Source organism: Maritimibacter alkaliphilus HTCC2654, assembly GCF_000152805.1.
Taxonomy (GTDB): Bacteria; Pseudomonadota; Alphaproteobacteria; order Rhodobacterales; family Rhodobacteraceae; genus Maritimibacter; species Maritimibacter alkaliphilus.
Genome location: NZ_CH902578.1, coordinates 2454452 through 2472065 on the forward strand (window position 1 = coordinate 2454452; position 17614 = coordinate 2472065).

Below are 17614 nucleotides of genomic sequence, written 5' to 3' on the forward strand. Positions count from 1 at the left end.
GGTTCCCCGCCCGTCTCAAGGTTTTTCGCACTGTCTGAGTGTTTCAAGGCAGGGTCAAGGCCCCGCCCCGGCATCGACGTGCGTCCATCGCGCTGGGCCTAGTGCTCCAGCGCCTTGCGCAAAAGGTCGACGTCTTCGGCGATCTGGTGGTCCGTCGAGACCAGTTCCTCGACCCGCTTGACCGCATGCATGACCGTCGAATGGTCACGGCCACCGAAGCGGCGCCCGATGTCGGGATAGGACCGGGTGGTCAGATCCTTGGACAGTTTCATCGCCACCTGACGCGGACGCGCGATGGAGCGCAGGCGTTTGGGGCCGATGAGGTCGGACAGGCGAATGCCGTAATGTTCGGCCACCTTGCGCTGAATCTCTTCGACCGTGACCTTGCGGTCCGAGGCGCGCAGCACATCGGTCAGACATTCCTGCGCACGATCCAACGTGATCTCCCCCCCGACGAGCGAGGCGAAGGCGAAGAGCCGCATCAGAGCCCCTTCGAGTACGCGGACATTCGTGGTGATCCGGTGGGCGAGGAATTCCAGCACGCCGTCTGCGATGGACAGGTCAGGGTAGGTTTCGCGGTAGGCCGCGACTTTGGATTGAAGCACGCCGAGGCGCAGTTCGTAATCGGTCGGGTGCAGATCGACGACAAGGCCGCACTGGAGGCGCGACTTGATCCGCTCTTCCAGGTCCTTGATCTCACCCGGCGCACGGTCGGCGGAAATGATGATCTGCTTGTTCTGGTCGATCAGCGCGTTGAACGTGTGGAAGAACTCTTCCTGCGTCGAATCCTTGCCCGCGATGAACTGCACATCATCGACCATCAGGACGTCGACCGAGCGGAACATGTGTTTGAAGTCCATCATCTGCTTGTCGCGCAGCGCCTGCACGAAGCGATACATGAACTGTTCGGCGGACAGGTAGAGCACGCGCAATTGCGGCTGCCGTTCGGTCATTTCATGCGCGATGGCATGCATCAGGTGCGTCTTGCCGAGGCCGACGCCACCATAAAGGAACAGCGGGTTGAAGGTGACGGGGCCACCCTCGGCCACGCGGCGTGCGGCGGCATGGGCAAGCTCGTTCGGCTTTCCGACGACGAAGCTGTCGAAGGTGAAGCGTTTGTCGAGCGGCGCCCCCGGAAGGTCGTCGCCCGCCCCGGACTTGGCGGCGGCAGGCCGGGCGTTTCCGTTCGCGGGTGCCGGGGCCTCGTCCGCTGCGGCGGCGCGGTTCGTCTCACCGACGCGGGGCACGACGAATTCGAGCCGCGAAACCCGCGCACCGGCATTCACCATATGCTGAAGAATCTGCTCACCGAAATTGCGCTGAACCCAGTTACCCATGAAGTTCGTCGGCACGAGGAACGTCGCCACGCCCCCGTCCAGATCGTTGAACTCGAGGGGTTCGATCCAGTTCCGATAGTTATTCTGCCCGACCGAGCGTTCCAGCCGCTCGCGTACTTGTCCCCACATATTATCCGCCATCTCGTCTCTGACCTGCTTCGTTTAGTCCGCGTGTCGCGCGGCCCGTTCCCCCGGCAAGGCACATGCCGGTTCAGCGATCATCTCTGACAAGACTGACGGCCCATGACCCGCAAAGGTCACGCGCCACCAAACGCAACAAGCGCCCGACGGAATACTCCGTAGGTGCCGGATTGCGTCCGGTTTGCAGCCGAAGGTACCCCCTCAGATCCCTTCGGTACGGCTGAACGAGGATCCCCACCCCCGTTTTCCGTTCTGTCCCAAGTCAGCGATGTGAATCGCCTGCTCAAGATAGGTGGGGGGTCGGGAGAGTCGCAACTGATCTTCGCGCTTGACTCTGACTGGGGTCAAACGAATCCAGAGCCGCTTTCACAATTGCAATGTTTCACTTGGGAAACTGTCGGTTTGAACCGAATCGTGGCTTTGGATCGAATTGTCCGAAAGCATACATGGCGTGTCCGTTCGGCATCATCTGCACGCCCGAACGAAAAAACGCGGCCCGCTTGGGGCCGCGCCTTGATGTCGCGTCGTCACGTCAGATGACGGATCAGGCAAGCGCCTTCACACGCGAAGACAGGCGGGACATTTTCCGCGCTGCGGTGTTCTTGTGGTAGACGCCTTTGGTCACGCCACGCATCAGTTCGGGCTGAGCGGCTTTGAGGGCGGCGGTCGCAGCTTCCTTGTCGCCCGAGGCGATGGCTTCCTCGACTTTGCGGAGGTAGGTGCGGATGCGCGAACGGCGGGCTTTGTTGACGGCAAAACGACGCTCGTTCTGACGGGCGCGTTTCTTGGACTGGGGCGTATTCGCCATGGTGATCTTCCCTTCGTCGGGTTCGTTTCAAATATCGGCAGCATGAGACGACGTCCCGACCGGGTTTCCTACCGGCTGATTCCGACCTGAGCGGGTCTCACGCGCATGTAGCGGCGGCGTATATGGGGTTTCGCACGGCTTGTGAAGTCCCTTGTGAGCGAATCCTTCAATGATCCCCGTTATTTTCATATACAAACCCTGCGCCGCGCTGTAAGGACGCTGATCTTGCGCGGCCAGATCGCGCCCATGCGTGCCAATGCACCGACGACTACGGACCACCTGAACATGACCCGCCTGATTAACGAAGCGCTCGCCGAGCGCGGTTACGACACTCTTACCCCGGTGCAGGAGGCGGTGAGCGATCCCGATCTCGCCGGTCGCGACCTGCTGGTTTCGGCCCAGACCGGGTCGGGCAAGACTGTGGGCTTCGGCCTGGCCATCGCGCCCACGCTTCTGGGTGAGGACGAAGAGTTCGGGCCCGCCGGACTGCCGCTGGCGCTCGTCGTCGCACCGACGCGCGAACTTGCGATGCAGGTGAAGCGCGAATTGATCTGGCTTTTCGGCAAGACCGGCGCGCGCCTCGCCTCCTGCGTGGGCGGGATGGACATGCGAGACGAACGCCGGGCGCTGGAGCGCGGGGCGCATATCGTCGTCGGCACGCCGGGCCGCCTGCGCGACCACATTCAGCGCGGGTCGCTGGATATGAGCGAACTGCGCGCCATCGTGCTGGACGAAGCGGATGAGATGCTCGACCTCGGTTTCCGCGAAGACCTTGAGTTCATGCTGGAAGAAGCCCCCGAAGAGCGGCGCATCCTGCTGTTCTCGGCCACCGTGCCGCCGACCATCGCCAAGCTTGCCGAGCAGTATCAGAACGACGCCGCGCGGGTGAACACGATCACGGGCGCGACCCAGCACGCCGACATCGCGTATCAGGCGATCCGGGTCGCCCAGACCGATACCGAGAACGCGATCTTCAACCTGCTCCGATTCCACGATTCTGAAAACGCCATCGTCTTCGCCAACACCCGCGCGCAGGTCGCGCACCTGACCGCGCGGCTGTCGAACCGTGGCCTGAACGTGGTGAGCCTGTCGGGCGAGTTGAGCCAGAACGAACGCACCCACGCGCTGCAAGCCATGCGCGACGGGCGGGCGCAGGTCTGCGTGGCGACCGACGTGGCCGCGCGGGGGATCGACCTGCCGAACCTCGATCTGGTGATTCACGCCGATCTGCCGAAGAACACCGAAAGCCTGACGCACCGTTCGGGCCGCACGGGCCGCGCCGGGCGCAAAGGCATTTCGGCCCTGATCGTCCCGCCGCGCGATGTGAAGAAAACCGAGCGCCTGCTTGGCTGGGCCAAGACCACTGCGGAATGGACCACCGCGCCGTCGGCTGACGACATTCACGCGAAAGACGAGGAACGCCTGCTGGCCGATCCGGTCTGGACCGAACCCGTAACCGAAGCGCAGGCCGCGTTCGCGGAAAAGGTGCTCGCCCAATATGGGGCCGAAGCGGTCGCGGCTGCCTATCTGCGGCTATTCCAGTCGCGTCAGGGTGCGCCGGAGGATCTGCTGCCGCCCGACACCAAGCCGGAGCGCAAGGAGCGCAAGCCGTTCGGGCCGAGCAAGTGGTTCGCCCTGTCGGTCGGACAGGCCGAGAAGGCCGAGGCGCGCTGGCTCCTCCCGCTCATCATGCGGGCGAGCGGCGTCGACAAAGCCGACATCGGCGCGATCCGGGTTCAAGGGGCCGAGACCTATCTCGAACTGACCGAGAAGAGTGCCGATGGGTTCCTGTCGTCGCTTGGTGCGGACGGGGAGTTGGACGAGGGCATCAAGGTCCGCGCGCTGGACGCCGCGCCCGAGCTTGGGCCGCGCCCGAAACCCGAGCGCCGGGATGGCAAGCCGGGCGGTCGCGACGGCAAACCGCCCTTCAACAAGGGTCCGCGCGACCGGGGCGAGCGGAAAGAGCGGTCGGACGACAAGCCGCGCGAACATGGCGCCGCGAAGCGCAAATTCGACGACAAACGGCGCGCGCAGGCCGAAGATGGCGCGACGACCGCCTACAAGCCGCGCAAGACATCGGACCGCAAGGACGATGACAAGCCGCGCGGCAAACCCAAGGGCGAGTTCAAACCCAAGGGCGAATTCAAACCGAAAGGCGAGTTCAAGCCCAAAGGTGACGGCAAGAAACCCTACAAGCCGAAAGGCGCGAAACCCTCGGGCGACCGTCCGGCACCCAAGGGCAAACCCGCCGGGGCTTCCAAGCCGAAACCCGCGGGCAAGCCCGGTGCAGGCGATACGTCGAAGTCGTTCAGGAAACCGCGTGCGAGCGCGGTGAAGGGCAAGCAACCGCGCGGCGCGAACGCCACGCCCCGTCGCAAGCCCTGACGCAATGTGACGCCCGGCTGGCGCAAACCAGCCGGGACAGGATCACTTGTCGCGGAACTGCGGCTCGCGCTTTTCGATGAAGGCGGCCATGCCCTCTTTCTGGTCCTCGGATGCAAAAAGCGAATGGAACACGCGGCGTTCGAACAGGATCGCCTCGGTCAGCGGCATCTGGTCGGCGCGATGCACCGCTTCCTTGATCGCCATGACGCTGATCATGCCCTTCTCGGCGATCTTGCGGGCGGCCGCCGTCGCCTCGTCCAGCAGCTTCTTCGCGGGCACCACGCGGCTGACCAGCCCCGAACGCTCGGCTTCTTCCGCGTCCATGAACCGACCCGTCAGGTTCATGTCCATCGACTTGGCCCGGCCCACCAGACGCGTCAGGCGCTGCGTGCCGCCCATGCCGGCCATCACACCCAAGTTCACCTCGGGCTGTCCGAACTTGGCGCTGTCCGCCGCGATGATGAAATCGCACATCATGGCCAGCTCGCAACCGCCGCCCAGCGCGTAGCCCGACACCGCCGCGATGATCGGCTTGCGGATGCGCATCACCGCTTCTTCTTCCGGCGTGAAGAGATCACCCAGAAACACGTCGGCAAAGCTCTTGCTCGACATCATCTTGATGTCCGCGCCCGCCGCGAAAGCCTTTTCCGAGCCCGTGATGATGAAGCAGCGAACCTTGTCGTTCTTCTGCCCGTCCGCCAGCGCATCGCCCAGTTCCTTGAGCAGTTCGAGGTTCAGCGCGTTCAGCGCATCCGGCCGGTTGAGTTTGATTGTGCAAACGTGATCTTCCACGTCCACGATGATGTTGTCGTAAGCCATCTGTTATGATGCCCCTTCCCATGCAGTCCGCCCATGCCTAAGCGAGTCTCAGGCGGGGCTTCAAGTCACCTTTGACACGTGGGGCAGTAGAAAGACGAACGGCCGGATTGCACGATCCGCGCGATTTTCGCCTGACATTCCGGTGTTTTGCAGGGCTGGCCCTCTTGGTCGTAGACCCGGAAAGTGTGTTGAAAATACCCCAACTCGCCGTCGGCCTGCCGGTAATCGCGCAACGAACTTCCGCCTGCCGCAATCGCCTCGGCCAGCACGTCGCGGATGATGGGAACCAGCGACGCGATACGGGCAGCCGAAATGCGCCCTGCCTTGCGGGCCGGGTGGATGCCCGCACGATAAAGCGCCTCGCACACATAGATATTTCCCAGCCCCGCCACGATCCGCTGATCCAGCAGCGCCGACTTGATCGGCGTGTTCTTCCCGGCGAGTTTCGCGATCAGGTAGCCTTCGTTGAATTCGTTTCCCAACGGTTCCGGCCCCAAAGCGGCGATGAGCGGATGAAGATCGCCCGTGCCGGTCGTGAACAGGTCCATCACCCCGAACCGCCGCGCATCGTTCAGCGTGATCCGCGCGCCGCCGTCCATGTCGAGCACGACGTGATCGTGTTTTTCCGTCGCGGGGTGCTCGTGGTGGAACTTGCCCAGCGTCGTGCCGGAAATCAGGATGCGCCCCGACATGCCAAGGTGGATGAGGCAGGTCTCATTCGTATCGAGATCGGCGAGGATGTATTTCGACCGCCGCCGCAGGCCCAGCACGGTCGCACCCGTCAGCCGTTCCGCCATCCGTTCGGGAAACGGCCAGCGCAGACCCTCGCGCCGAACCTCGGCCCGCGCGATCCTGTGCCCCGTCATCACGGGCTCCAATCCCCGGCGAACCGTTTCGACCTCTGGCAGTTCCGGCATCTCATCCCTCTCGGTAAGCCGTGCGTATATAGGGCATCGCCGCCCGGCGCGACAGTCTGCCCACCAGTTCGGGTTTGTCGTTTGCCGTCAGGGAGGTTATCTGCACTCTGACCTGATCGAGGCAAGACGCATGACCGACGACAAAAAGACCACCCACTTCGGCTACCAGACCGTGGACGAGGATCAGAAGGCCGGGATGGTGCACGGCGTCTTCACCAATGTCGCCTCGAAATACGACGTCATGAACGATGTGATGAGCATGGGCATTCACCGGGTCTGGAAAGACGCGATGATGGACTGGCTGGCCCCGCGCCCCGGTCAGAAACTGCTCGATGTGGCGGGCGGCACCGGCGACGTGGCGTTCCGGTTCCTGAACCGCGCACCCGGGGCCCATGCCACGGTCTGCGACATGACCGAGGGAATGCTGATCGAAGGCCGCAAACGGGCCGAAGCCGAACAGATGGCCGCGAGCCTCGAATGGGTCGTGGGCGACGCCATGGCGCTCCCGTTCGACGACAACAGCTTCGATGTCTACACCATCAGCTTCGGCATCCGGAACGTGACACGCATCGCCGACGCGCTGGCCGAGGCCTATCGCGTGCTGAAACCCGGCGGGCGTATCATGGTGTTGGAATTCAGCCAGATTCCCAACGACATGATGCAGAAGGTCTACGACCTTTATTCGTTCAACATCATCCCCCGTATGGGGCAGGTGATCGCGAACGACCGCGACAGTTACCAATACCTCGTCGAATCGATCCGCCGTTTCCCGGATCAGGAAACCTTCGCAGGCATGATCCGCACCGCCGGGTTCGAGCAGGTGAAATACCGCAACCTGACGATGGGGATCGCGGCACTGCATTCCGGCTGGAAGATCTGATGAAAGGCCCGATCAACATCTGGCGCCTGATCCGTATCGGCGCGACGTTCGCACGCACCGGCGCCTTGGGCGAGGTGCTGCACGCGATGAACGCCCCGCCGCTGGTCAGGGTCACGACCCGCGCGGTCAGCTGGACCTTCGCCTGGGTCGGAAAGCGCGGCGACAAGTCGCTCCCCCCGGTGACCCGCGCCGTGACGGCGATGGGCCCGGCCTACATCAAGTTCGGGCAGATCCTCTCGACCCGCCCCGATGTCGTGGGCGAGGAACTGGCCGAGCAACTGCAATACCTGCAAGACAAGCTCGACCCCTTCCCCACCGACGTCGCGCGCCGGATGATCGAAAGCGAGCTCGAGATCAAAGTCGACGATGTCTTTTCGGACTTCTCCGATCCGGTCGCGGCGGCCTCGATCGCGCAGGTGCACAAGGCACGTATCCGCGCGACCGGCGAACAGGTCGCGGTCAAGGTGCTTCGCCCCCGCATCGAACGGGCCTTCCGAAACGACCTCGACGCCTTCCATTTCGCAGCGCGCGTGATCGAGGTGCTTCTACCTCAGACCCGCCGCCTGCGCCCGCAGGACGTGGTCAACCATTTCGAAAATGTGGTGCTGGGTGAGCTGGATCTGCGGCAGGAGGCCTCTTCGGCGTCCGAGTTCGCCGAGAACACCGAAAAAGACGCGGGCTTCGTCGTCCCGCTTATCAACTGGGGCCTCAGTTCCCGCCGCGTGATGACGATGGACTGGGCCGAGGGCATTCCCGCGAACGATCTGGAAAAACTCCGCAGATCGAACCTCGACCTCGAAGCGATCGGGAACCGCGTCTTGCACCTGTTCCTCGCCCATGCCCTGCGCGACGGGCTGTTTCACGGCGACATGCATCAGGGCAACCTCAAGATCGCCGCGAACGGCGACCTCATCGCCATCGACTTCGGCATCATGGGGCGCATCGACGAATACACCCGCCGGGTCTATGCCGAGATTCTCTATGGCTTCATCCAGCGCGACTACAAACGCGTGGCCGAGGTGCATTTCGAGGCCGGATATGTGCCCGCCGACAAGGATGTCGAGGAATTCGCGCGGGCCCTGCGCGCCGTCGGCGAACCGATCTTCGGAATGGATGCGAGCCACATTTCGATGGGTCGGCTTCTCGCCTACCTCTTCGAAGTGACCGAGAAATTCGGGATGCAGACGCGCACGGAACTTATCCATCTGCAACGCACGATGGTGATCGTCGAAGGCGTGTCGCGTTCGCTGAACCCCCATATCAACATCTGGGAAATCGCACGCCCCATCGTCGAGGATTACATCGCTGGCGCCATCGGGCCCAAGGCCGTCATCAACGACCTTATCAAGACTGTGAAAGTCCTGTCCCGTTTCGGCCCGCGCCTGCCGGAACTCGCGGAAGCCGCGCTCATCAATCAGGCAAAACCGCAGAAAGAGGTCGACCGCGCCCGCCCGCTGCGCGCCATGGGCTATGTCGCATTGGGCGCGGCTATCACGCTTGCCGCCGTCCTGATCGAAGCGCTTCTCTGACCGCCTCGCCCCTTCTCTGTTTCCGGAAACCTCGGGAGAGCGCGAGAGGGCTGGCCCTCTCGCCCCGCCTGTGCCTGCCAGAGGCAGGGACAGGCTCATAAAGCGTGCGCGCAAGCGCACTCATCTTTCAAGCAGCGACGCCTTGCCGTATCCGTCGTCACCGCGCGCGGCCCGCCAGCGGCAGTAGCCGCGCATCCGGGCCTGATAGAGCGGCGCCAGGGCGCGGTATCGCTCGGTCACGTCGCCCTCGCCATAGGCCGCCAGAAATCCTTCCACCTCGTCCTCGGTCAACGGACGATTGCCGGAAATGACCTGCATCGCCGGCGACAGGAACACCGCGATGTCGTCGCAGGCATCCCCCACGCCGGGGCATTGCCAGTCGATGAAGGTCACCCGGCCTTCCGACACCAACGCATTGGCCGCCGTCGCGTCGCCGTGGATGAACGCCTCGCGCGCCTTGGGCAGATCGTCCGGCACGACGGGGACGTTTTCGCCCAGCGCCATGGTCTGCTGAACCAAGGCATCCTTGCCCATCGGCTTGTGCGGCAGACCCTCGGGCGCTTCGATCGCGTGCAGGCGGGACAGCCGTTCGGCCACGCAGGCCACGCCATCTTCCGGCTGCCAGCCCCGACCGGGGGCGAGGCGATAGACAAGGCTGTCGCCCTCGGCCGCGATCAGTTCGGGGGCGAGGTTCGTGCCTTTCAGCGCCCTCAGAACCTGCCGCTCCGCATTGGGGTCGTTCGTGAACAGCGGCGTATCGGCTTCGGGCCGATAAAGCTTCACCACCCGGTCGCCCACTTGCCAGAGCGCGTTTGTGTTGCCGCCCGTCAGGGGCTTCCAGCGGACGAGCGGTTCGACCGCCCCCTGCTGTTCCCAGAAATAGATGAGGTCAGCGTCCGGGAATGACACGGCGCTTCTGGCCCTTTTCGTCCCAGTTCTCCATCGCCTCGATCGCCTCCTCTGCGGTGTCCACGAACCTGAACAGCTTGAGATCGTCGGGCGAGATCGTGCCCGCATCTTCCAAAGCCTTCCAGTCGATGATCCGTTCCCAGAATTCGCGCCCGAAAAGCAGGATCGGGATTTGTTTCATCCGTCCGGTCTGGATCAGGGTCAGGCTCTCGAACAACTCGTCCAGCGTGCCGAAGCCGCCGGGGAAAACGGCAATCGCCTCGGCCCGCATCAGGAAATGCATCTTGCGGATGGCGAAGTAGTGGAAGTTGAAGCACAGCTCGGGCGTCACGTATTCGTTCGGCGCCTGCTCGTGCGGCAGGACAATGTTCAGGCCGATGGACACACCGCCGGCGTCCGCCGCGCCCCGGCTGCCAGCCTCCATCACACCGGGACCGCCGCCCGTGACGACGACCTTTTCCAGCTCCGGCGTCTTCAGCCCCTCGATGGTCAGAAGCCGCGCGAATTCGCGGGCCTGATCGTAGTATTTCGACAAATCGCGCAGGGTGTCGGTGCGGGCCTTGTCCTTGTTCGCGGGGGCCGGAATCCGTGCGCCGCCGAACATGACCACCGTCGACTTGATCCCCGCCTCGTTCATGACGAGCTCCGGTTTCAGAAGCTCCAGTTGCAGCCGCACCGGGCGCAATTCCTCGCGTGCCAGAAACTCCGGATCGTCGAAGGCCAGCGCATAGGTGGGGCTGCGCGTCTGCGGCGTGTCGGGAATGTCATGGCTCGCCCGCCGGTCTTCGGAACTGTCCCGAAACGGGTGGGCGCGGCTTTGTTCTGTCATGCTCGTCCTCTCTTGCCGCGTTGCGCGGGGCTGCGTCCGCCTTTATAGCCGTCGCGACACAAGACGTAACACGGGATTTCGGGGAGACACCATGTCCAACGCCGCACTGGAGACCGCCATCGAAGCCGCCTGGGAGGCGCGCGATACGATCACGCCGACGACCGGGGGCGAAACCCGCGAAGCCATCGAGGATACGCTGAACGCGCTCGACTCGGGCGAGCTGCGCGTGGCCGAGCGCCGGGACAACGGCGACTGGCATGTGAACCAGTGGGCCAAAAAGGCCGTTCTTCTGGGCTTTCGCATCAAGGACATGGAGATCCAGCCGGGCGGCCCGCAAGGCGGCGGCTGGTGGGACAAGGTCGACTCCAAGTTCAAGGGCTGGGGCGACAACCAGTGGAAGGCCGCAGGCTTCCGCGCCGTGCCGAACTGCGTCGTTCGCAAATCGGCCTACATCGCGCCGGGCGTCGTGCTGATGCCGTCCTTCGTGAACCTCGGCGCCTACGTCGACGAGGGCACGATGGTCGACACATGGGCCACGGTCGGGTCGTGCGCCCAGATCGGCAAGGGCGTGCACCTGTCGGGCGGCGTGGGTATCGGCGGCGTGCTGGAACCGATGCAGGCCGGTCCGACGATCATCGAAGACAACTGCTTCATCGGTGCCCGGTCAGAAGTGGTCGAGGGCGTTATCGTGCGCGAAGGCTCGGTTCTTGGCATGGGTGTCTACATCGGCCAGTCGACCAAGATCGTGGACCGCGAGACCGGCGAAGTCATGTACGGCGAAGTGCCGCCCTATTCGGTCGTCGTCTCCGGCTCCATGCCCTCGACCGGCGGCGTGAACCTGTACTGCGCGGTGATCGTGAAGCGCGTGGACGAAAAGACGCGCTCCAAGACCGGGATCAACGAGCTTCTGCGCGACTGATACCCACTCATCGCTGGGTTTTGGATCAGGGCCGGGGAACACCCCGGCCCTTTTTCGTGTTTGTTCGGGGAACACCGGCCTGCCCGGTACAGACAACAGGAGATTTGACATGACCGGAGTCGGTTGGTTTGCAGCTATCATCATCGGCGCCGTGGCCGGGTGGCTGGCGGAACAAGTCATGAAGTCCAACATGGGGCTTCTGATGAACATCATTCTCGGGATCGTCGGTGCGCTGGTGCTGAACGCCATCCTGATGTTCGTGGTGGGGAGCACGCTGGGCGGCTGGCTGGGTCAACTCGTCGTCGGCTTCATCGGTGCCTGCCTGCTGATCTTCATCGCACGGGCCTTCCGTCGCGGGACTTGAACCGGAGGTCGACGAGACCGGAGACATATTGGGCCGCGCGTCGATGGATGCGCGGCCTTCGCGTATCGCAGGGGTCGCAAGGCCTCGGTCAGGCCGCGGGTTTTTTGCGGCGGTGGATTGAAATGGCTCGGCGGGGGACCATCTGAGTCGAGCGCGGTCTTTGCGTTCTCGGAGTGCTCTTTCCCATGATCGATGTTCTGTTTCTGCTCGGCGGCCTTGTCGGGCTGGTCATCGGCGGCGAGTTTCTGGTGCGGGGGGCCGTGTCCGTCGCCGAACGGGCGGGCCTGTCGCCTATGGTGATCGGCCTTACGCTTGTGGGCTTCGGCACCTCGGCGCCCGAGCTGGTCACATCGATCCAGGCCGCCTTTGCGGGATCGCCCGGAATCGCCATCGGCAACGTCGTCGGATCGAACACCGGGAACATCCTGCTGATCCTCGGTCTCACCGCCCTGATACGGCCCGTGCTGATCGACCGGAATGCCTTGATGCGCGATGGCGGCGTGGTGATCGCGGCAAGCGTTCTCCTTGTGGCGGTCGCCCTGACCGGCGCGCTTGGGCGGGGGGCCGGCGTGCTGCTGTTCGGCCTGCTGCTGGTCTACCTCATCGCGACACTGGTCATCGAGCGGCGGCGCAACACCGCCACCGGCGCGGTCTACGCCGCCGAGGCCGAGGCCATTCCGCAGGCCTCCCTGTCGCTGGGTGCCGCACTGGGCATCGCGGTCGGCGGTCTCGTGCTGACCATCTTCGCCGCGCGGGCGCTGGTGTTCGGGGCCGTCGGTCTGGCTGAACTGGCGGGCATGTCGGAAACCGTGATCGGCCTGACGATCGTGGCCATCGGCACGTCGATGCCGGAACTCGTGACCGCCATCATCGCGGTGCGCAAGGGTCAGGGCGACGTGGCCTTTGGCAACGTGCTGGGGTCGAACATCTTCAACATCTTGGGCATTCTCGGCTTGACCGCGATGCTGCGGCCCTTGGCCATTCCGCCGGAAATCCTGCGGCTCGACATCTGGGTCATGCTGGCCTCAACGCTCGCCATGGTTCTGTTCGCGATAACCGGCTGGCGCCTGTCCCGTCGCGAAGGCGCGGTGTTCGTCGCCTCCTACGTGGTGTATGTCGGCGTGCTCATTTCCGGGGTCTGAGCCACGCGAAAGCGCGTTCGAGAACGGCTGTCCCATCCGTCGTGACCGGTGCCCCATGCGCCACGACGACAGCCTTGGGAGACCACCCCAGAATGCGGCGAACGGCGGCTCGGGCTGCGTCCTTGTCGCTGAACGCCACGCGGAATTTCTTCGGCACGCTCGGTTCCAGACCGATCATGCCGTCGAGTCGGGCCACGATGGCGCGCCAGCCTTTGAACCAGCCAACCGGGAGTTGCTGGAGCAGGTCGCAGAACAGGACCGTGCGCGACGGTATGTGGTAGAACACGACCTCGGTCGTGATCCGGTTGCCGGGGATAACGACCTGTTCGATCACATCGGACCAAGGCGGCGCTGGATCGTTCCCCAAGGTGCCCGCGAAGGCCAGATCGCCCCGTTTTTCGGCAAGCCCCGGTGCAGCCCAGAGTTCCGCCTGCGGATAGGCTTCGGCCCAGTCGGCTAGAAAGACGTGGTGCAGGTGGTTCGGTGCGACGAGGTATCCGACAGGTCCGATCGCATCGACCGCCGCACGGATATCCTGTGAAAGCGCCACCGGGGACCACACCCAAAGCGCCCCATCGGTCAGGCGCACGACCACCATGCGCGTGGGGTAGTGAAACCCCATTGCGGCAACGACCTCGGTGCCATTGGCGAGCCAGATTCCATCGGCGAACTCGTCCAGCATCATGGCCTCCTGTTGCGCTCAAGGGAGCCTAGATTGGCGGCCGTGAGCCATCAAGATCGTTTGGTTTGCTGCGGAATGCGTGGCGGCGCGCGGTTCGGCATCGTCGGCAGAAACGACCACCGGCGCCAACACCGATGTCGCGGTCGACCCATTTCCATGCGCCATCGTTATATGCCTGCAAGCGGCGGAGTTTCCTTCCCGCAGGCAAAAGGAACCCTCTGCGGTCACGTGGGTTGGGATTAGGTCCCCGGCACGAATCCCGCATGAAAGGCCCGGTTTGTTCGACGATTTCTCGACTGTCGTATTGTTCCTCGTGTTCGGCATCGCGGGCGCCCTCGTCGTTGGTGCGTCGATCAAAGCGACCGGGTTGGCCGATACCATCGCCGACCGAACAGGCATGGGCGAAGCGATGGTCGGTGGGCTGGTTCTTGGCGGCGCGACATCGCTGTCGGGCGTCGTGGTGTCGGTGACGGCAGCGTCCTCGGGCGACGCGAGTTTCGCCATCTCGAATGCCGTCGGCGGGATCGCGGCACAGACCCTGTTCCTTGCCATTGCCGACCTGATCTATCGGCGCGCCAATCTGGAACATGCGGCGGCCGAACCTGCGAATATGTTTCAGGCCGTCCTGCTGCTGATCCTTCTGTCCCTGCCCATCGCCGCAATGGCAGGGCCGGACTTTTCGTTCTTCGCAATACACCCCGTATCGATCATCCTGTTCGCCGGATACCTCTGGGGCGTCAGGCTTGCGACCTCCGTCCGCAACCGACCGATGTGGGAACCCGTCGAAACCGGCGAGACCCGGTTCGACGAGCCCGAGGACGAAGCCGACGCGGCCAAGTCCGCCCGAAAGCCCGCCATCATCTTCGCCGCGCTGGTCGTTGTCATGGCGGGTTGCGGCTGGGTCATCAGCCAGGTCGGGGGGCAGTTCATTTCCCGTTTCGGGCTGAGTTCGTCTCTGGTCGGTTCGCTCGTCACCGCCGTGGTCACATCGCTGCCGGAGCTGGTGACGACGCTTGTCGCGGTGCGCCGGGGCGCCCTTCAACTCGCGGTCGGCGGCATCATCGGAGGCAACACCTTCGACACCCTGTTCCTCGTCTTCTCCGACGTGGCCTATCGTGAGGGGTCGATTTTCCACGCGGTCGGGATGAAGGATCTCTACTGGTTCGCAACGGGTCTTATCATGACGGCGGTGCTGCTGGCGGGCCTGATCCTGAGGCAGCGCGAGGGGCCGGCGCGGATCGGCATCGAAAGCGCGCTGATGATCGCCGTCTACGCGCTTGCCGTCGGGGTGGAGGTCTTTGCCCGTGCTTGACTTTGCAAGGCCCCCGGCGCACCTCTGCCGCAAGAATGCGGGGGCGGACATGACCGACAAACCTAAGAAACCGAAACGTCAGAAGGTCTATACCCTGCTGGTCGATGTCGGGCGCAAAGACGGCGACGGGTTGCCCGACGGGTCAACCGGAGCCGCGCTCGTCTGCTATGCCTCCGGCGTGGACGAGGCCGAGGCCGTGCGCGAAACGGTCGCGATCCTGAAGCAAGCCGACCTCGCCCCGCTTGACGTCACGGGCTATGGCACGCTGGAAGAGCGCCTGTCCGAAGGCCATGACATCCCGGACGGAGAACGTGCGCTGATGGATCGTGCGCTTTCCGAGAATTCGGTGGTCGTCGCGCAGATGACGCCGTTTTTCGAGGACGGCGAGGCATGAGCGACCGGCTGATCCAGATCGTCACGGCGAAAGAGCATGTCGAGACGATCACGGGCTGCCTGAAAGACCTTCCCGAAGAGCATTGGTACTGTTTCCCGTCGGGCGAGGATGATCGGCAGGTCATCATCGCTTCGCTGGATCATGTCGACATGCAGGACGTGCTCGACGCCATTTCCGAAGCGATGGACGGGCGGGAGGGCTGGACCCTTCACACGTTGCCGACCGAGGCGCGTCTGCCCAAGGCCGAGGACGAGGAGGAAGAGGAACGGGTCGCCCAGGCCGAGAACGCAAATGCGCGGGAAGAGATCTATTCCGACATTCGCCAAGGCACCGCGCTGACCGTCGATTACCTCGTGATGACGGGTCTGGCGACGGTCGTCGCGGCCATCGGGCTGTTGCAGGATCAGGTCGCCGTCGTGATCGGTGCGATGGTGATCGCCCCGCTGCTGGGGCCGATCCTCGCATTCGCCTTCGCGACGACGCTGGGCACCGTACCGCTGATGTGGATCGCGCTGCGCGCCCTTGGGGCCGGGCTCGGTGTCGGGGTCGTCGCCGGGGTCATCTTGGGATTCATCGTGCCGTTCAACGGAGAGTCTTCGTTGATGGCCTATGACGGTTCGCTGACCCTCATGACCGTCGCGCTGCCGCTCGCCTCGGGCGCGGCGGCGGCGCTGATGGTCGCGGGTGGCCAGACCTCGGGCCTAGTCGGGGTGATGGTGGCGGCGGCCTTGTTGCCGCCGCTCGCCGCCTTTGGCCTGTTGCTTGGCAACGGGTCGTACGTGCCTGCGGTCCGGGCGCTTGCCACTGTCGTCATCAACATCGCGGCGATCAACCTCGCCGCGCTTGTGGTGTTCCGGGTCAAGGGGATCCGCCCCCGCGACTTCGAGACCGAGGAACATCAGACCTCGATCAGAACCTCGCTCGCCATCGCCGCCGCGGTCGTCGCTTTGCTTGCGCTTGCGGTCTATGCGGCCGAGCACGGGTGGCTCTTGTTCGGCGGATGACCACCGTATTCCTCGACCTCGACGGAACGCTGACGGACCCGGCGGAGGGGATCGTCACGTCGGTGATTCATGCGCTGGAACGCGTGGGGCTCGACGCGCCGCCGCCCGACACGCTGACCTGGGTGATCGGGCCGCCTTTGATCGAAAGTTTCGCCCGGCTGGGCGTGCCGGACCCTGTCAAGGCGCTCGCCTTGTATCGGGAACGGTTTGCCGAGGTCGGGCTATTCGAGAATGTGCCCTATTCGGGTGTGGAAGGCGTGTTGGCGCGCCTCGCCGCAGAGTATCGACTGTGCCTCGCGACCGCGAAACCGCTGGTCTATGCGAAACGAATCACGGCGCATTTCGGCATGGATAGACACTTGTCGGCCCAGTTCGGACCGGAGCTGGACGGGGCGCGCAACGACAAGGGCGACTTGCTGGCCTATGCGCTGGACCAGCTCGGGGAACGTGCCGGGAATGCCGTGATGATTGGCGACCGGCACCACGACATCGACGCGGCAAGAGCCGTCGGCATGCGCTCCATCGCGGTGACCTGGGGATACGGCACGCCGGAGGAACACCGGCAGGCCGATCTGGTTTGCGACCACCTCACCGATCTGCCGGAGGCTGTGGCCCGCGTGTTCGAAGGGCGCTAGGAGCCGGGAACGAGTTCCACGTCGAAGCTGGACGGAAGGCTTTCGGGTTCCGGCATGAACATGATGGTCAGCGGGATCACGAGTTCGGCTGCGGTGCCGTCGCGGATGATCGTGCCGTTGGTCGACACGATTTCCTTGCCGATCACGGTCAGCGACATGGCGTGCCCTTCAAGCGAGTCGCCGAACATGGCCGCCATCTGCTCCCGCTCTTCCGGGGGCGGCAGGTCCGACGTCATCTCGGACAGGTCGAACGAGATCGAGATGTTGCCGTTGTCGAGTTCTTCGATCGTCACCCCGTCGCCGATTCCGATGTCGTTGTCCGGGTCGTCTATCGCCATGAGCAGGTCTTCGAGCGACCGGCGTTCGAGCATCGAACAGGTGTAGGTGCCATCGGCGTTCTCGGTTCCGATCCCCTCTTCGCAGGGATCTTCGCCCATGCTCGACGCCATCTGGTAGATTTCGGCGCCCATGGTCATGACCGCATCCAGCTTGACCTCGTCGGTGTTGGTGAAGTCGGCCCGGATGTCGGCGTCGAAACAGGCGGCGAGGGGCAGGATCGCCGCGAAAGCGAGTCCCTTGACGAAATGGCGCATAGCGAACTCCCTGAA

Annotated in this window: 18 protein-coding genes; 10 read left to right on the forward strand and 8 right to left on the reverse strand. The window is 64.1% G+C overall.

Annotated features, from left to right (window positions below; all coding sequences use genetic code 11):
- Positions 1-98: 98 nt before the first annotated feature.
- Both dnaA and rpsT read right to left on the reverse strand, forming a co-directional pair.
- Entirely contained in the window at positions 99-1478 is a 1380-nt protein-coding gene (gene dnaA, locus RB2654_RS13005; protein WP_040884845.1) for a chromosomal replication initiator protein DnaA, read from the reverse strand.
- A 544-nt stretch (positions 1479-2022) separates the two neighbouring features.
- On the reverse strand, positions 2023-2286 hold the full coding sequence (rpsT, locus tag RB2654_RS13010; RefSeq protein ID WP_008332285.1) for a 30S ribosomal protein S20: 264 nt from the start codon (positions 2284-2286) through the stop codon (positions 2023-2025).
- A 285-nt stretch (positions 2287-2571) separates the two neighbouring features.
- Here rpsT and RB2654_RS13015 point away from each other — a divergent pair, with 285 nt between their 5' ends.
- Positions 2572-4671: a DEAD/DEAH box helicase gene (locus tag RB2654_RS13015; protein ID WP_083783462.1), complete on the forward strand. Its 2100-nt coding sequence runs from the start codon at positions 2572-2574 to the stop codon at positions 4669-4671.
- Between the two features lie 42 nt (positions 4672-4713).
- On the opposite strand, the gene RB2654_RS13020 is transcribed toward RB2654_RS13015, so the two are convergent.
- Together RB2654_RS13020 and mutM are read right to left on the reverse strand one after the other, a co-directional pair.
- Positions 4714-5490 (reverse strand): enoyl-CoA hydratase, encoded by a 777-nt coding sequence (locus tag RB2654_RS13020; protein ID WP_008332287.1) that lies wholly within the window; start codon positions 5488-5490, stop codon positions 4714-4716.
- Positions 5491-5555: 65 nt separating this feature from the next.
- A complete protein-coding gene (gene mutM / locus RB2654_RS13025; RefSeq protein WP_008332288.1) occupies positions 5556-6407 on the reverse strand; it encodes a bifunctional DNA-formamidopyrimidine glycosylase/DNA-(apurinic or apyrimidinic site) lyase in 852 nt (283 codons plus the stop codon).
- 130 nt (positions 6408-6537) lie between these two features.
- Between mutM and ubiE the strand changes: the two genes are divergently transcribed.
- Positions 6538-7287 (forward strand): bifunctional demethylmenaquinone methyltransferase/2-methoxy-6-polyprenyl-1,4-benzoquinol methylase UbiE, encoded by a 750-nt coding sequence (ubiE, locus tag RB2654_RS13030; RefSeq protein ID WP_008332289.1) that lies wholly within the window; start codon positions 6538-6540, stop codon positions 7285-7287.
- On the forward strand, positions 7287-8816 hold the full coding sequence (ubiB, locus tag RB2654_RS13035; protein ID WP_008332290.1) for a 2-polyprenylphenol 6-hydroxylase: 1530 nt from the start codon (positions 7287-7289) through the stop codon (positions 8814-8816). The genes ubiE and ubiB overlap by 1 nt, the downstream gene beginning before the upstream one ends.
- 120 nt (positions 8817-8936) lie before the next feature.
- Here the strand turns inward: ubiB and RB2654_RS13040 are convergent, their stop codons facing one another.
- Positions 8937-9725: a phosphotransferase family protein gene (locus RB2654_RS13040; RefSeq protein ID WP_008332291.1), complete on the reverse strand. Its 789-nt coding sequence runs from the start codon at positions 9723-9725 to the stop codon at positions 8937-8939.
- Positions 9706-10554: an LOG family protein gene (locus RB2654_RS13045; RefSeq protein WP_008332305.1), complete on the reverse strand. Its 849-nt coding sequence runs from the start codon at positions 10552-10554 to the stop codon at positions 9706-9708. The genes RB2654_RS13040 and RB2654_RS13045 overlap by 20 nt, the downstream gene beginning before the upstream one ends.
- A gap of 91 nt (positions 10555-10645) precedes the next feature.
- Here RB2654_RS13045 and dapD point away from each other — a divergent pair, with 91 nt between their 5' ends.
- The 3 genes from dapD to RB2654_RS13060 all read left to right on the forward strand — a co-directional run bounded on the left by dapD (position 10646) and on the right by RB2654_RS13060 (position 12979).
- Positions 10646-11473, forward strand: coding sequence for a 2,3,4,5-tetrahydropyridine-2,6-dicarboxylate N-succinyltransferase (gene dapD / locus RB2654_RS13050; RefSeq protein ID WP_008332307.1), 828 nt, complete (start codon positions 10646-10648; stop codon positions 11471-11473).
- A 109-nt stretch (positions 11474-11582) separates the two neighbouring features.
- Positions 11583-11837, forward strand: a complete 255-nt coding sequence (locus RB2654_RS13055) for a GlsB/YeaQ/YmgE family stress response membrane protein (protein ID WP_008332309.1) — start codon at positions 11583-11585, stop codon at positions 11835-11837.
- Positions 11838-12022: 185 nt separating this feature from the next.
- A complete protein-coding gene (locus RB2654_RS13060; RefSeq protein WP_008332310.1) occupies positions 12023-12979 on the forward strand; it encodes a calcium/sodium antiporter in 957 nt (318 codons plus the stop codon).
- Here the strand turns inward: RB2654_RS13060 and RB2654_RS13065 are convergent.
- A complete protein-coding gene (locus RB2654_RS13065; protein WP_040885693.1) occupies positions 12963-13661 on the reverse strand; it encodes a DUF4336 domain-containing protein in 699 nt (232 codons plus the stop codon). The genes RB2654_RS13060 and RB2654_RS13065 overlap by 17 nt on opposite strands.
- 277 nt (positions 13662-13938) lie before the next feature.
- On the opposite strand from RB2654_RS13065, the gene RB2654_RS13070 reads away from it, so the two are divergent.
- The 4 genes from RB2654_RS13070 to RB2654_RS13085 are packed head-to-tail and all read left to right on the forward strand — an operon-like array spanning position 13939 to position 17006.
- On the forward strand, positions 13939-14973 hold the full coding sequence (locus RB2654_RS13070; RefSeq protein WP_008332312.1) for a sodium:calcium antiporter: 1035 nt from the start codon (positions 13939-13941) through the stop codon (positions 14971-14973).
- Between the two features lie 49 nt (positions 14974-15022).
- On the forward strand, positions 15023-15367 hold the full coding sequence (locus RB2654_RS13075) for a DUF8846 family protein (RefSeq protein WP_008332313.1): 345 nt from the start codon (positions 15023-15025) through the stop codon (positions 15365-15367).
- Positions 15364-16371, forward strand: a complete 1008-nt coding sequence (locus RB2654_RS13080) for a TIGR00341 family protein (protein ID WP_008332314.1) — start codon at positions 15364-15366, stop codon at positions 16369-16371. The genes RB2654_RS13075 and RB2654_RS13080 overlap by 4 nt, the downstream gene beginning before the upstream one ends.
- Entirely contained in the window at positions 16368-17006 is a 639-nt protein-coding gene (locus RB2654_RS13085; protein ID WP_008332315.1) for an HAD hydrolase-like protein, read from the forward strand. The genes RB2654_RS13080 and RB2654_RS13085 overlap by 4 nt, the downstream gene beginning before the upstream one ends.
- Here RB2654_RS13085 and RB2654_RS13090 read toward each other — a convergent pair.
- Positions 17003-17599: a hypothetical protein gene (locus RB2654_RS13090; RefSeq protein WP_008332316.1), complete on the reverse strand. Its 597-nt coding sequence runs from the start codon at positions 17597-17599 to the stop codon at positions 17003-17005. The genes RB2654_RS13085 and RB2654_RS13090 overlap by 4 nt on opposite strands.
- Positions 17600-17614 lie beyond the last annotated feature (15 nt).